The organism is Phyllobacterium phragmitis (genome assembly GCF_002980495.1).
Taxonomy (GTDB): Bacteria; Pseudomonadota; Alphaproteobacteria; order Rhizobiales; family Rhizobiaceae; genus Paramesorhizobium; species Paramesorhizobium phragmitis.
In genome coordinates this window covers 1-255 of record NZ_PVBR01000120.1, presented here as the reverse complement: position 1 = coordinate 255, position 255 = coordinate 1, and the positions used below count along the sequence as shown (strand labels likewise).

General features: G+C 62.4%; 1 protein-coding gene. It reads right to left on the bottom strand.

The genetic code is table 11. From position 1 onward, the window contains the following. Window positions 1-255, bottom strand: a 255-nt coding sequence (locus C5748_RS27610; protein ID WP_199194926.1) for a transposase, incomplete at both ends; no start/stop codon positions are given.

Below are 255 nucleotides of genomic sequence, written 5' to 3'. Positions count from 1 at the left end.
TGGAGCGATGGACGCCGCGCTGCAACTGCTTTCGCGTCAGCTCTGCAAACCACCGCTGGACCTGATTGATCCAGGAGGCCGAAGTCGGTGTGAAGTGGACATGCCAGTGCGGGCGGCGCGCAAGCCAGGCCTTGATCCGTGGCGTCTTGTGGGTCGCATAGTTGTCCATCACCAGATGCACGTCCGGGCCCTTTGGCATCTCGGCGTCGATCCGCTTCAGGAAGTCGAGGAATTCGGTGGCGCGGTGACGCTTGT